Below are 14,282 nucleotides of genomic sequence, written 5' to 3' on the forward strand. Positions count from 1 at the left end.
ACTGATAACTGATAACTGATAACTGATAACTGATAACTGATAACTGAAATTACCTATCCTTTAAAACGGAATTGATTGACTAATCATGAAAATTTTTCTTTATTATCCCTTTAAAAGGGTTTAGTCAAAAAATTGTCGTCTAAAGCCTCCCCTTAATTAAGGGGATAAAAAAAGAGCATATTCTTTATGTCAAGCCTCCTTATTGCAGAGGTACTGATAACTGATAACTGTTAACTGTTAACTGAAATGACTCCAGGTACCGTGGAAACCCATTGGTATAACTTCTGGTAAGGCTAGCTGACAAACAGGCTCGGCATCTAAATTAGAACTATCAAATATCCAGACCTCACTACAGTTGCGCTCGCCGTCAAAAATAACAGTTAATATCCATCCTTTCTCAGAATCTTCAGCATCAGGGGCATAGATAGGTTCCATCGGATAGCAATTTGGCCTTAAATTGGTAGTAGTGAGGATATTTTTGTGATGGTCGAAACAGGCGATCGCCCCAAACATTTCTTGACTAATATCTATCCCTGGTTGATGAACTGACAAATAAGTAAAGCGAGATGGTTTTCCGACCTCAGCAGGAGCAACAGAAGGAAACTCACAGGGAATATCCAATAATTTATAACTATCAATGATACGACCAGATTTAGGGTCTAGGCGTATCTGCCAGAATATCCCATTAGCAGGAGTATGAGTTTGGCCAGTAGGTACTTCTTGAAGGTACTTATTTGTTTGGTCAAAATCTGTATAACGGATTAAGTAAACTAATACTGTGCCATCCGAGTCTACATAGCTATTGCCAAAGTGCCACTGATACCAGGGTTCCGTTTCTTGACGAGTGATGAGTTGTAGAGATGAGCGATCGATCAGTAAAATCTGTGTTCCTAGCTCTGGTTGCCAGGTTAAAGCATCACTAAAGCTTTTGATCTTTGTAAAGGCTGGCAGTAGTTTTAAACGTACTGGTGAAATAAAAAATATTAGATATGGGCCTGCTAATACAAAATCGTGAATTAGAGGGACGCCAGATATCGGAATCAGACCTTTTTGCTGAATTTTTCCAGTACTATTACTGCGGTAGATATGGAGCGAACTATTTAGCCCAGGAGTTACTCCAAAGTTATAGATATCACCTGTGCCACTATCTATTTTAGGATGTGCTGAATAGCTTTGATAATTTTCTAAGCCTCCTAAATCTTCTAGTCCCAAAGTTGCCAAGGTTTCCAAATTTAGACTGTGGGGATGTCCACCTTCCCATAGTGCTAAAAGTCGGTCTGGTAAAGCCAAAACTGAAGTATTAGCAGCATTTTTTATTGGTTGAGTGAGCTTATCCCACAGATTTCCTGGAGGGTTCATTCCATAACCACCAAAGATAAATCTTTCTTTTTCTGTCTCAAGCTGATATCCGGCTGTTTGTACATAACGATAAGTAGCCCAAGGTTCTTGACCTTTCAGAAAAGAAGAATTAAAATGCACAGCTAGAATTGCACCATCTCCATCAAACCAGTGTCCTACTTGTTGTTGATTACGGGATAATCTAGCAGGACCATTTCTATATAAACAACCTTTTAATCCAGAGGGGACAACACCAGAAATAATAGGTAAAGTAGTAGGTGGGAATTCTTGAGCTGGTTCAGCAAAAACCTTTGCCCATGCTGGAGTTTTGAGCGATTGATTTTTAACGATCAATTGTTATTTTTCCTACATATTTATAGATGTACAAAAATATATTTAATTGTTATAATCCTTGAGGAAGTTTTATTACAGTAGATAAAATCTTTGAGTCAATCAATTGATATTCCCAAGGTAGATGATTTTTTACAGGAACTTTTAGCAATCCAACAAACAGGTTCTAAACGAATTGCTATGTTGGGTTCTCGTCATGTTCCTATTACTCATCAACAATTAATTGAGTTGTTAAGTTATGCCTTGGTTTTAGGATCGAATCATGTTATTACATCAGGTGCAACAGGTACTAATTTAGCAGTAGTTCGGGGGGCAATGAGAGCCGATCCTAACCTAGTTACTGTTATTTTACCTCAAAGTATGAAACGGCAACCAAGAGAATCTCGTCAAGAACTAGATAAGGTTATTCATTTAGTGGAAAATCCTAAAAACGACCAATTATCTTTAGCTGAAGCAAGCTCTATATGTAATCAGGAAATTATTTCTAGATGTCAACAGCTTATTTGCTTTGCTTTTCACGAAAGTAATACCTTGTTGAAGACTTGTCAAGATGCAGAAGAACAACGTAAAGTAGTAACTCTATTCTATCTAGATTAATATAACAAAAAAAAATGAGTTTGTTGGAGTTACCAGCATCATCGATATTATTAGATTCCATAGTAATAGCAGCAGTGCTAGTCTACGCACCTTTTTTAGTAGTAGCCTACGGTCGTCTTAAAGTAGGCTATGACCAGAGTGCGCCTCGGGCTATGTTTGAAAAATTACCTGATTATGCGAAGAGAGCAACTTGGGCACATCAAAATTCTTTTGAAACTTTTACTGTGTTTACAGCAGCTTCTTTTATGGCATATCTAACACAACAAGATTCTATTTGGGCAATAGGAGCGGCAGTTGCTTTTGTCGTTGGGCGATTTTTTTACTCAATATTCTATATTTTGAATGTGCCTATTGGCAGATCGCTAATGTTTGTTGTTAGCACTACTAGTAGTGCTATTTTATTTATTCTCAGTTTGATTAGTATTAATAATTTTTAATCTATGATTCTGGCTTAATTTAGAATAGTCTCTGTTTCTCAATTAAAACTTAAATGTAATACTATTTGTTGGTATTAGGAAAAATTTTTCTAATACCAAGACCTGAAATATAAACGATATAGAGAGTTTTTTTTCAATCAAAAATCTCAAATTAATTCACGGTATAGCAGAAATGAAGAAGGAAAAGTATTATTTTGTGTTAATCTCTAACTTTTGAACTTTTCTAACTTTTTCTACAACTGCTATATTAATGTAGTTAAATTTTTCATACTTAGAAATTAGATCAAAGTAATATATATTAAATAATTATGGCATCTACATCATCTTTTGATATTGTCAGCGATTTTGATAGACAAGAATTAGTTAATTCTATAGACCAAGCTGAACGAGAAATAAAAGCTCGTTATGATTTAAAGGATTCTAATACGACATTAGAATTGGCAGAAGATACAATTACTATTAATACCAGTAGTCAATTTGCTTTAGATGCAGTTCATACTGTTTTACAAACTAAAGCAGCAAAACGTAATTTATCGTTAAAGATATTTGATTTTGGTAAGGTAGAATCTGCTAGTGGCGGTAGAGTTAGACAAGAGGTTAAACTGCAAAAAGGTCTTACTCAAGAAATTTCTAAAAAAATCACTAAGTTGATTAAAGATGAATTTAAGAAAGTACAAGCATCTATTCAAGGTGATTCTGTCAGAATTTCTGGTAAGTCTAAAGATGATTTACAAGCAGTAATGCAAAGATTAAAGGAAGAAGATTTACCAGTGCCATTACAATTTACAAATTATCGTTAATTAGATAGCAGAAGGAAGAAGGAAGAAGAAAAAGTATTACGTTGTCTGAGTTTTAAGCTTTTGATCTGTCCTAGCCTTTGCTTCGACTGTTATAACAATTTACCTTAATTTCTATGGAATATCTCGAGTAATATCCTGGTGTTGGATATTTTCAGGATAATTTTGATTGTTTTGAAATTCAAAAGATGAAACTCTCTTGGAGCTTATGAAAATGTTTGAAATTGCTTGGGGTTTGAATCGATAAGCAATTTTTCTTTCCGCCTTCTGCCTTCTGACTTCTGCCTTCTGCCTTCTTCAAAATTTGATTTATTATGTAATTTTTATTTTCTCTATTCTATACTGTCACAGCTTTTCAGGCATTTATTTATCTCGTGAGGCAAGAAATTTTTGCATAAATTTCCGGAGTAGCGCTGAAACAATATCAGGTAATGAATTTTCTCAGGAGATTTAATCATGTTGAACAAAACTGTTGCTGCGGTAAAAAGTGTCAAACTCACCAGAACTATTGTTTCTAGTGCCCTTGCTTTTGGTACTATCATAACTTTTGGCAACGTTCCTGCACAGGCTTTTCAAATTTTCTTTGGAGAAGACTTGAATAATAGTAGTTCTGTACCTCTGGCTTCTTTTCCCAATGCCTCTGCTGCTGAATCCGATTTTCTATCTAATTTAGTTGGGGTAGGAACTGAAGATTTTGAAGGATTTGCTACAGGAACAAGTGGACCATTAGATTTAACTTTCCCTGATTCTGATATTACAGCTACTCTTTCTGGTGGGGGCGGACGAATACGGTCTGTTCCTGTTGGTAGCGCGAGTGCAGGTCGATACGGTACTTCTGGTACTAACTTCTGGGAATTATCAACAGGTGGATCTAATAACTTTCAGGTAGACTTTGACACAGCAGTTGGGGCTTTTGGTTTCTATGGTATTGATATTGGTGATTTTGGTGGTCAGCTCGCGGTAGAGCTATCAAACGGAACAATAGAGACCTTTGCAGTTCCTCATACAGTCGGAAGGTTTGGTAGTACAGATGGTTCAGTCCTCTTTTTTGGTATAGTTGCGGAGGATCATTCTGAAAAATTTATGTCTGTTGACTTTTTGAGAACTACTGGGCAGGGAGATGTTTTTGCATTTGATGATTTTACAGTTGGGGATATCGAAAAAACACCTGAGCCAGCTTCAGTTTTAGGTTTATTAGCCCTAAGTGCTTTAGGCACAACTTTCCTGAAACGTAAGCAGAAAGAAAAAATGTAGGTTCACAGGTCTAATTTCTGGCAAACCTACGTCAATTTTAAAACCTAAATTCATTATATCCTTCAGATATTTGTTTGTGAGGAGATGCACCCAAAAATAATATAAAAGTATTAGTGGTGTATCTCGCTACGGGCAAGTTAGAAGTCAAAAGTCAGTAGGGGCGTTAACGATAGTTATGCGAAGCAAACGGCCGTTTGCCCGTACAAAAGTAATCTCTGCTGACTTATTTTCAGCATTTAGTATTGTCCGCGCCCTAATTACGTAGTGCTATATCTCGCAATTTTGTTGTTGAGGCCAAAAAATCCTTGAAAAGCAATTTTCTTTTAGAGACTGTTATTAAAAAATTAATAATGGCCTGGGATTGACTGAAGAATACTCACAGACCATCAAGCTGAACTTGAAATACATCATCATACTTTTAATCACATTTATGAAAAAATGTCAATAAGTAAACCACCCATTGGAGGTGTTGAATGAGAGTAGGAGCTTTTGGCATTGATAGTTGAGTTGTAGTCATGTTCTTATCTAGTTATCTTTTTTATTTTCTAATGACTTGAACTGTTAAGTTTTTTTCAATTTAGATATAAGTTGATAAACATTGCTAGAGCTTATTACTATGCAAAGTAAAAGAAATTAACATCGATCCCCGTAGATGTTAAATTATTGTTAACTGAAAATTAAAGAGATAAAAATTACAGATAAATTTGTATGACTGCAACAACGCCAAAACCAACAACAGTTCCAGATTTTTGCGAAGGTATCCAATACTTTGGAGAAGCTTGGCCTGATTTCGAGACCCACGGTAATACTCCAGCAATAGCAGAAGGAAGTAAAGCGATCGCTTCACCAAACGACCCTGCTGGGGTATATCAAACCCTCCTCTATGCTGATGCTCTCCGTTACCTCATGCTACAAGTCACAGGCAGTAAAGCATCAGGACACCCTGGTGGTTTTGCTAGTCAAGCTGAAGCTTATGCAGCACTCGTAATGTTAGGCTACAAAAATATTATGACAGAAGTCGGGCATCATGCCCCCGGTTTTTATAGCGCTGCATTTCTAGACCGCTCCCTAGAGGACATGGAAATTTCCACTGTACAGCAAATGCGCGATCGCTTCCGGGAAATGCACGGACTTCTCGGACACTTATCTGGATACATCCCTGGTTTACTCAACCCTGCTGGACCACTAGGTCAAGGGCAACACTTCGCCATGGCAGCAGCACTATTACACCGCGACACTCTATTTCCCTTTACCATGGGAGATGGCGGTATGGGCGAACCATATCCAGTAAGTGCCATGGCACACTTTAATACTGCTTATCCGGATGTTACTAACTTTTTACCAGTATTAGTGTGGAATGGTTACAGTCAAGAACACCATAGCATGGTATCTACCAAAACCAATGAAGAAATGATTGCCTATTGGAAAGGCAACGGTTTCGTAGAAGTAATACTGGTAGATGCCAAAGATTTCGACGACAAAAATCAAGCAGGAGATTATATAGATAGCAGTGCTTTCTCTTTTGAAAAGCGTCTAGAATTCACAAAAGCTGTATTAGAAAATGTTGACAAAGCTGCAAAATCTGCTCTCGGTGGCAAATTCACCATTTTTATTATCAAACAACTTAAGGGTACAGGAGTTCATGCTAGAGGTTCAAAATCTCATAACCTCTATCCTAAAGATACTCTCGACAGTCCCCACATGATCGACGCTCTCAAAGAACGTGCTTTACCAGTAGCAGGTTGGGAGTTAGTCCGGAAAAATTGTGAACGTGCTGGTGGGGGGCCTGCTTCTAAAACAGTTGTCACTGAATTTGAATACCCATTGCCAGATTTAGGAAAACTACCTTTAGAAGAATTTCCAGTTGATGGAGAAAAGAAAGTTGCGACAACTGCAATGGGAGCATTAATAGCTCACGTCGGGCAAAAAGACCCTAATTTCTTGCTCACAAATGCTGACGGTAATGCTGCATCGGGTATTAATAATGTCAACCAGGCGTTGAAAATTATTCACCCCACCTCTGACGACCTTTATTTCCAAGGTCCGAAAGGTCAGGTTTATGAACCTTTGAGCGAAGATGCTTGTGCTGGTATGGCTGCAGGTCTAGCATTGATGGGAGCGCGTACAGTTTGGTGTTCCTATGAATCTTTCGCTATTAACGGTGTACCTATTTGGCAGACTGTTACTCAAGCAATGGCAGAGTTACGTCACCTCACTCCTTCAACAATTACATTATTTACTGCGGGTGCATTGGAACAGGGACGCAATGGTTGGACCCATCAACGCCCGGAAATTGAGGCTTACTTTGCAGCAATGATGCGCAATGGTAATGTATTTGCACTGTTTCCACCCGATGCTAATAGTATTCAAGTTTGTTATGATTGGGCTTTGACTACTAAGAATAAGGGTGTGACAATTACTGCGAGTAAGTCACCGTTACCTATTCGGACAACTTTTGAGCAGACAAGACAAGGGTTACAGAATGGTGCTGTTGTTTTGTCTGAGGTTGCCGGGGATAAGACTGTTGTGTTTGCAGTGGTCGGAGATATGCCATTAATTCCAGTATTTGAAGCTGCTGCTGCTCTGGAAACTGAAGGTGTAGGCGTGCGGATAGTTTCTGTAATCAACCCCAGGCGTTTGTATCGTCCCCAGGATACAGGTTGGGATACTTGCTCTGAAGCTGATGGTGGATTTTTAGATGATGCTGGGTTTGAAAAATTATTCGGTGGTAACGCATTGATCGGGGTTACTGGTGGCGCGAGTTTGATGTTGGAGCCAATTATGTTACGGAGTCAGGTTAAGCGGGATACCTTTGCTTGGCGCCGGGGTGAGACTGCTTCAAGTGCTGGTCAGGTGATGGCTTTTAATGGTATCACAGCTGAGGCGTTGAAGGGACGAGCGATCGAATTGTTGAATTAATCTCAGTTATTTAATTTTATCCTTCTGCCTGAGTATTTCTAGGTGGGGGAGTAGGGGAGATGGAAGCATTTTTCTACCTGCTTGATGCGCCTTCCTTTACGCCTAAAGGCGATACAGTGTCGCATCAGATTTTTCCCCTATTCTCTAACTGAAGCTCTTGACTTCACCAGGGCTGAGTTCTAAGAAGGACAGCCAAAACCACATACGCGTGTAAAGATACCATAAGGGTTCTTTAGTAATAGATAGCGCTTTTCAGATTGATGAACCACATCGTCATAACTATCGTTAACACTCCTGCTGTGGTCTACTGAAATGAAAACCGCTGTAATACAGGACTTACACGAAACATCAAATATTTTCAGGTAGAAATAACTGATAATTTATGGATAAGAATTGATTTAATTTTTAATTTTTGGAGATTTCTAATAGAGACGCTCGAACACTCTATGAGAACTAATTCACGTTTATTAAGTTTTGAGATGTGCTTGTTCTCTTGAGATTCATCCCTTAATTCCGCAACGCTATATTGACCGAGCAATTATCACATCAAACTTGACGACTAAACTAAGTTTTAATAACTTCAACAACTTAGCTATTCTTCTTCTTCAAACCGAAAGCAGAAGCAGCAGCTACCATACCTAAACCTAGCACTGTTGTAGGCTCAGGAACTTTTTCTAAAGTTGCTGACCAAGAAGAACCTGTTGCACCTGAAGCTGCACTCATTTGACTGGTTAAACCACCTTCAACTCTGAAAGTTTTCCCCATATCATCTGTGATGGTTCCTGCCAAGTTATACATGACGAAATCACCTAATGTACCTGCAAGAGTTATAGACTCAAGGTCAAAAGTGGAGGGAGCATTATCAAAAGTGAAAAAAGAATCAACCGGATCTCCAGGAACATCTAACGGACCCAGAAAAACTGAACCAATATCCCCTGCCAGGAAGTCGAAATCTCCTGTTCCAAAGTACTCAATATCACTATCGGAAAACTCAATAGTATCAGCATCTCCGATAAAACCTCTTTCATTAGATATTTGCAAAGTGCCAAATGCTTGAGCTTCAGTGGCAACACCAAGAGCAATACAACCAGTTCCGACAGTAGCGAGTGTAATTTGCTTGAGGTAGTTAGTAATCATGGTTTATTATCCTTAAGTAAGTAAGTGGTTTTGTTGTTGTCTTAACAGTCTTCGTTTTTTTGAACATCCTTATTATTACTGAAGACTTATGACGTTACTAGGTAGAAAATACGGAACTTTTGGCTTCATAAATGCTTCATAAAACTGGTGTAAGTACTGATATCAAGTCTGAAGCATAGGGATTTGGAAAAAACCTATCCTCTCATATCCCTATTATCCCAGTTACACTGTTCCTTACTCCCTGATTTAATCACTATTGAAGGGGACATGATATTAATATTGATTAGATATCTTCTCCACCTATAGGTAGTAGGGAATAGGGATAAATAACTGATAATTTATGGAGCGCAATTGGTTTAGTTTTTAATTTTTAGAAATTTATAATAGAGATGCTCAAACATCCTATTAGCTCTAATTCACTCTTGTTAAGTTCTCAGATGTGCTTGTTGTGTTGAGACACATTCGTTAATTGAGGAACCCTAAATAGACCGAGCAATTATCAAATCCAACTTGACGACTCTGGTTTAATAACTTCAGCAACCTAGCTATTTTTCTTTTTCAAACCGAAAGCAGAAGCAGCAGCTACCACACCTAAACCTAAAACTGTTGTAGGCTCAGGAACTTTTTCTAAAGTTGCTGACCAAGAAGAACCTGTTGCACCTGAAGCTGCACTCATTTGACTGGTTAAACCACCTTCAACTCTGAAAGTTTTCCCCATATCATCTGTGATGGTTCCTGCCAAGTTATACATGACGAAATCACCTAATGTACCTGCAAGAGTTATAGACTCAAGGTCAAAAGTGGAGGGAGCATTATCACCAAAAGTGAAGAAAGAATCAACCGGACCTCCAGGAACATCTAACGGACCCTGATAAACTGAACCAATATCCCCTGCCAGGAAGTCGAAATCTCCTGTTCCAAAGAACTCAATATCACTATCGGAAAACTCAAGGGTATCAGTATCTCCGATAAAACCTAGTTCATTAGATATATTCAAAGTGCCAAATGCTTGAGCTTCAGTAGCGACGCCAAGAGCAATACAACCAGTTCCGATAGTAGCGAGTGTAATTTGCTTGAGGTAGTTAGTAGTCATTGTTTATATCTCCTTTAGTAAGTTATCAGTTGTTGTCTTAACAGTCTTTGTTTGTTTCAACGTCCTTATTATTACTGAAGACTTATGACGTTACTAGGTAGAAAATACGGAACTTTTTGCTTCATAAAAGCTTCATAAAAAGTGAAACTACTGATATCAAGTCTGGATTTGCAAAAAACCTATCCTCTTACACAGAGCAAATATCCCTATTATCCCAGTTACAGTACTTCCTATTCTCTTATCTCATAAGTGTTCAAGCGGACATAACATTAATATTGATTAGATATCTCCTCCATAAAGACGGAGTAGGGGAAAAAAATTGATAATTTTTGTGCTGTATTTGATTTGATTTTTTATTATCAGAGATGTCCACATGAGATTATTATAAATTTCTTTTACCTTTAATATAAAAAATCCTGATAGCAGTTTTCAGTTATAGATAGACTACAGTGGCCAAAGTCTCCTCCTGCTCCCTCTCTTGGTCAGCATTCCCTCACAGGAGTCGGCGTTCCGCAAGGGAGCTGGCGTCGTCGCGGGTTCCGGCCGCTTGCGTCTAACGCCGACGTGGTTGTACTGCTACTCCTTAACGCAAAAGAATTTTGTAGTCTACTTAAGTGAAAGCGCTGTAAGTAAACTGGACTCAGTACCATACCTAATCTACCTATCCTGAGTAATACTGATTGGATGAAAAATTTTGCCACACTGTTGTAAGCAAATTGTTATGTGTGTTTTTATTTTTCAGGACTTACGCATTTTTTCGATAAAAATGTCATGTTTACTATAGTGCTATAGTTTTTATCTACGTATATGTAGTGCCTTTGCGTAAGTCCTGTTTTTAATATTGGATTTCAGACTCCCGCGGTTATCCATAGCAGGGAACAGGAAACAGGCAATAGTAGGAAAAGTATTTCTCCGATCGCGTTGTGAATATTGATGGCAGGTCTACATCCATCATCCACCTCTTAAGGCAGTTCCTTTCCAGGAGGCTAACTGATTCAAGCATGGCTGATGGCATCGATCGCGATCGCTGATTTTCTCCTTACCAGACCTGCCTTTCAAACATTGATGACAACACATTGCGCTTATGGGATAATTCGGGTCAACTTCTTCATACTTTAGAAGGTCATACAGGAGCTGTAATAGAAATCACCTTTAGTACAGATGGGAAACAGATTCTCAGTGGGAGTTTCGACAAGACCGTGCGCTTGTGGCGGGGTGGAAATTGGCAAGATTGCTTAAAAGCAGGATGTAATCAGCTACAATTTCATCCTGACCTCGTTAAGCATAGATAAAGCAGCAGAAGCTTGTCTCAAGTATGCAGGTTGGGACGATAAAGCCAAAGCGGAATTTCGGGAGAGACAATCTTTGTCTAGAAAAAAAGACTCGTTATCAATATTGTAGGGGCGAACAGCCGTTTTGCTCCGCGACATGAAACCCCCCTACTACCAGATTTGATATTAGACAGAATCAGGATCGACCCCTAACTCTTTTAGTTTCGCAGCCAGACTTTTAGCCCGTTGACGTTCCTGTTCAGCTTTGGGAGATGTTTCTGTAGTCATTGTTAGCCCCCTCCAATTGTGTTTTCATTTTTTAGAGTAGCATGAATTAAATAATCAGGACTTACGCATGAGGTAGGAAAAATTAGGATTTGAGATTGCTTCCCTGTCGGTCGCAATGACGAAAATACCTTGTACTGCCTAAGTCCTGATAATATTATGCCCAGTTAAATAGTTTAAATAAACGGTAATAGGCGATCGCTCTCCACGCATTTGAGCATTTAAAACTCACTCAGAGATTACTTTTAACTTTTGACTTGTGCGTAGCGCTATACCTAATTTTTTAAACAAATAAACATCATCCCGTTCGTAACTAAGCTGAAATTCAGAATCAACTTTGAGTTTATCTACTAATTTTTTTGAATATTCTTGACTACTTTTCCAGCCTGGATGACGTACATTTACCAAAATATAATCATATTCAACTAATGCTTCAATTCTTGGTAATTCATCTTCTTCCACAATTAACTTAATAAACTGACGATGAGTTAAATGAGGCGTAATTTCAGAAGTAGTAAAAACACCACCTTTTGTATCCACTAAAGCAATAGCTTCTCGTGCTGCTTGCCAAGTATCTAGATAATCTAAATAAATAGACCAAAAATATCCATATTTAGCTAAAGCTAAAAATCCGATGCAAGACCAAATAATTATAAATTTTGGTAAGCGATCGCCAACTATTGTAGATATATTTTCAGCTTTATCTGTTTGAGGTCGGCGTAAGTTCAATAGCCAATACCATAAACCACATTTTCCATCAGCAATAGTATAAATTACAGCCATTAATAAAAAAGGTAATATTGGCAAAGAATACTGATGAATTAAATCTCTTTGAGCATCAATTTTAGAGAGAATATTCATCGCAAAAACGGGAGAAGCTGCTATTAAAGGAGTTAAATATTTAGGAGCAACCCACCAAATTACGGGCAGATTTAGTAATAGTAAATATTCTAGAGTTTTCAGTGAAATTAATTTACCAAACACCAGTTCTGGTCTTAAAAGCATATTCAGTAAAATTTCTTGTATGGAGCCTCCTAAATATCGATAACGTCCGACTCCTCCTGGTGGTTGACCATCTTTAAAATAAGGTATCAATACTTGAGTAGCAATAATAAACCAAGCTGTACCAGCAAATAACGCTATTGCTCCGCACAGTCGTTTTTTTTCATAGAAATATAACCAAAAACCCATTCCAGCTATAGGTAAAGATAAAGCATCTTTACAACCTAAAACCCAAAGAATAGCTATACAAAACCAAAGAGTTTTATCTAATTTTGCTGCTAAAATTGCTCCTAACATTGCTGGCAATGCCATTACTTCTGGATGAAAATCAAATAAGTTGAGATTGAATACTACTGGGTATGATAAATAAACTATTGCCATAGCAAAAGCAAGTTTTTTATTTAAGCCAGCATGACGCGCTAAACTCCAGGTAGGAATTGTTCCTATTGCTAAACAAATGGCTTGTATTAGTAATAACCAATAGACGGAAGGATAAATTTTATAAAGTAATGCCACGGGATACATTGACCAAGCAGCATGATTACCTAAATGATGTACTTCTAAGAAGGAAGAAATAGGGGGTAAACCTTGACTTATTAAATAAGTAACTTGGTCATAAATTCCCATTTCAAAAGCGCTAGATTGAAATAATAAATGACGCGTACTACTACATATAAATAAAATTATGGCAGCAATGATAGTTATTGTAGATAGAGGAGCAGATTTTAGTTGTTTGATAATTAGCATTTTTAGAAGGAAAAAGTAAGGAAGGAAGAAGGAAGAAAATTTTAGCAACTGAGTCTGACAAGGGAGTAATACTATTTCTCTGTAACAATGGTAAGCATTCAGCTATTAGCAGTCAGCTATTCCTACGGAATGCACTCGCATTCAGCAATTAGTAATTGTTGATTACTTTTGAGGTTTAGGAAGAGGACTTTGACAGTAACTTTTATTCTGTCTCAATTTCTCAATTATTTTTACCTTCCTCAAAATTAATAGCTGTTAACGTAGTTCCTCCGTAGGAGGCTAGCTAATAGCTGACGACTGAATGCTTACTAACAATGTGCTTAATAATTATTGCTCAGACTTTATTAAACTGACTATTTTCATCTTTAATATTAAGTGCAACTTCATGGAGAAATTGTGTAAGAAGTAAGAAGGAATAAGGAAGCAAATTTTGCCAGCCAAGTCTGACTCTTGACAGCATTAAGTAATATTTGCTGAGTATACTTCTATTTAGAGATTTTTTGCCATATTATAGATCATTTGTAGGGGTTAACTGCCGTTAACCCCTACTACTATTTGGTGGTTATGCGTAAGTCCTGGAATATTATACCGTTTCTCAAAAATTGAGATTTACTTTCTATTACCTACAGATGAAAAGGTAAGCATTCAGCTATCAGAATTCAGCATTTCCTAGGTCATGCTGCGCAAACAGCTTTTGAACATATTCAAGAAATTACTAAAGTTAGCTAAAGACATTTTTTTATAAGTTTTAATTCTCCTTGGAGACTAATTCCTCTTTTGAGCTGATAATGAGCTAATAACTCATAGCTGATAGCTGATAGCTGACGGCTGAATGCTTACATGAAAAGAAGTTTTAGATGATGCCCAAACGATTTACCTTAACCTCCATCAAAAAGGGAAACTACTGAACATTTTAATTGCAGGTAATTGACGAAATAAATGATAGTTTTATCGTACTTAAATGCTTCCTCCTTCTTCCTTATTTTTTCTTCCTTCTTCCCTCTGAAATACCAGTACATCATTCTCCTGATAACTTAATTCCCATTCTTGGTTA

11 protein-coding genes are annotated in these 14,282 nt (G+C 37.6%); 6 read left to right on the forward strand and 5 right to left on the reverse strand.

What is annotated here, in order from left to right:
- Positions 1-237 precede the first annotated feature (237 nt).
- Positions 238-1,692 carry a carotenoid oxygenase family protein gene (locus tag AC3DU7_RS09730; RefSeq protein ID WP_488039150.1) on the reverse strand — a complete coding sequence of 485 codons (1,455 nt, stop codon included), beginning with the start codon at positions 1,690-1,692 and terminating at the stop codon, positions 238-240.
- 90 nt (positions 1,693-1,782) lie between these two features.
- Here AC3DU7_RS09730 and AC3DU7_RS09735 point away from each other — a divergent pair, with 90 nt between their 5' ends.
- The 5 genes from AC3DU7_RS09735 to AC3DU7_RS09755 all read left to right on the forward strand — a co-directional run bounded on the left by AC3DU7_RS09735 (position 1,783) and on the right by AC3DU7_RS09755 (position 7,693).
- Positions 1,783-2,286 carry a DNA recombination-mediator protein A gene (locus tag AC3DU7_RS09735; protein WP_488039151.1) on the forward strand — a complete coding sequence of 168 codons (504 nt, stop codon included), beginning with the start codon at positions 1,783-1,785 and terminating at the stop codon, positions 2,284-2,286.
- A 14-nt stretch (positions 2,287-2,300) separates the two neighbouring features.
- Positions 2,301-2,723: an MAPEG family protein gene (locus AC3DU7_RS09740; protein WP_488039152.1), complete on the forward strand. Its 423-nt coding sequence runs from the start codon at positions 2,301-2,303 to the stop codon at positions 2,721-2,723.
- 308 nt (positions 2,724-3,031) lie between these two features.
- Entirely contained in the window at positions 3,032-3,523 is a 492-nt protein-coding gene (locus tag AC3DU7_RS09745; RefSeq protein ID WP_488039153.1) for a YajQ family cyclic di-GMP-binding protein, read from the forward strand.
- Positions 3,524-3,976: 453 nt separating this feature from the next.
- Positions 3,977-4,774: a PEP-CTERM sorting domain-containing protein gene (locus AC3DU7_RS09750; protein WP_488039154.1), complete on the forward strand. Its 798-nt coding sequence runs from the start codon at positions 3,977-3,979 to the stop codon at positions 4,772-4,774.
- 708 nt (positions 4,775-5,482) lie between these two features.
- Positions 5,483-7,693, forward strand: coding sequence for a phosphoketolase family protein (locus AC3DU7_RS09755; protein ID WP_488039155.1), 2,211 nt, complete (start codon positions 5,483-5,485; stop codon positions 7,691-7,693).
- A 588-nt stretch (positions 7,694-8,281) separates the two neighbouring features.
- On the opposite strand, the gene AC3DU7_RS09760 is transcribed toward AC3DU7_RS09755, so the two are convergent.
- From AC3DU7_RS09760 to AC3DU7_RS09770, 3 genes are all read right to left on the reverse strand, one after another.
- The gene (locus AC3DU7_RS09760; RefSeq protein ID WP_488039156.1) at positions 8,282-8,830 is read right to left on the reverse strand and encodes a PEP-CTERM sorting domain-containing protein; all 549 of its coding nucleotides are present in this window, start codon (positions 8,828-8,830) and stop codon (positions 8,282-8,284) included.
- A gap of 541 nt (positions 8,831-9,371) precedes the next feature.
- Positions 9,372-9,923, reverse strand: coding sequence for a PEP-CTERM sorting domain-containing protein (locus tag AC3DU7_RS09765; RefSeq protein ID WP_488039157.1), 552 nt, complete (start codon positions 9,921-9,923; stop codon positions 9,372-9,374).
- A gap of 951 nt (positions 9,924-10,874) precedes the next feature.
- Positions 10,875-11,000 carry a hypothetical protein gene (locus AC3DU7_RS09770; RefSeq protein ID WP_488039158.1) on the reverse strand — a complete coding sequence of 42 codons (126 nt, stop codon included), beginning with the start codon at positions 10,998-11,000 and terminating at the stop codon, positions 10,875-10,877.
- Here AC3DU7_RS09770 and AC3DU7_RS09775 point away from each other — a divergent pair.
- A complete protein-coding gene (locus AC3DU7_RS09775; protein WP_488039159.1) occupies positions 11,000-11,215 on the forward strand; it encodes a WD40 repeat domain-containing protein in 216 nt (71 codons plus the stop codon). The two genes, AC3DU7_RS09770 and AC3DU7_RS09775, sit on opposite strands and share 1 nt — an antisense overlap.
- A 492-nt stretch (positions 11,216-11,707) precedes the next feature.
- Here AC3DU7_RS09775 and AC3DU7_RS09780 read toward each other — a convergent pair whose 3' ends face one another.
- On the reverse strand, positions 11,708-13,228 hold the full coding sequence (locus AC3DU7_RS09780) for a DUF2079 domain-containing protein (RefSeq protein ID WP_488039160.1): 1,521 nt from the start codon (positions 13,226-13,228) through the stop codon (positions 11,708-11,710).
- Positions 13,229-14,282 lie beyond the last annotated feature (1,054 nt).

Source organism: Okeania sp. (assembly GCF_983059655.1).

Bases quoted from the DNA above. Each gene is read 5' to 3' on its own strand.
- AC3DU7_RS09750 (WP_488039154.1), top strand. From the start codon at position 3,977: ATGTTGAACAAAACTGTTGCTGCGGTAAAAAGTGTCAAACTCACCAGA.
- AC3DU7_RS09740 (WP_488039152.1), top strand. From the start codon at position 2,301: ATGAGTTTGTTGGAGTTACCAGCATCATCGATATTATTAGATTCCATA.
- AC3DU7_RS09760 (WP_488039156.1), bottom strand. From the start codon at position 8,830: ATGATTACTAACTACCTCAAGCAAATTACACTCGCTACTGTCGGAACT.
- AC3DU7_RS09780 (WP_488039160.1), bottom strand. From the start codon at position 13,228: ATGCTAATTATCAAACAACTAAAATCTGCTCCTCTATCTACAATAACT.
- AC3DU7_RS09770 (WP_488039158.1), bottom strand. From the start codon at position 11,000: ATGTGTTGTCATCAATGTTTGAAAGGCAGGTCTGGTAAGGAGAAAATC.
- AC3DU7_RS09765 (WP_488039157.1), bottom strand. From the start codon at position 9,923: ATGACTACTAACTACCTCAAGCAAATTACACTCGCTACTATCGGAACT.
- AC3DU7_RS09745 (WP_488039153.1), top strand. From the start codon at position 3,032: ATGGCATCTACATCATCTTTTGATATTGTCAGCGATTTTGATAGACAA.
- AC3DU7_RS09755 (WP_488039155.1), top strand. From the start codon at position 5,483: ATGACTGCAACAACGCCAAAACCAACAACAGTTCCAGATTTTTGCGAA.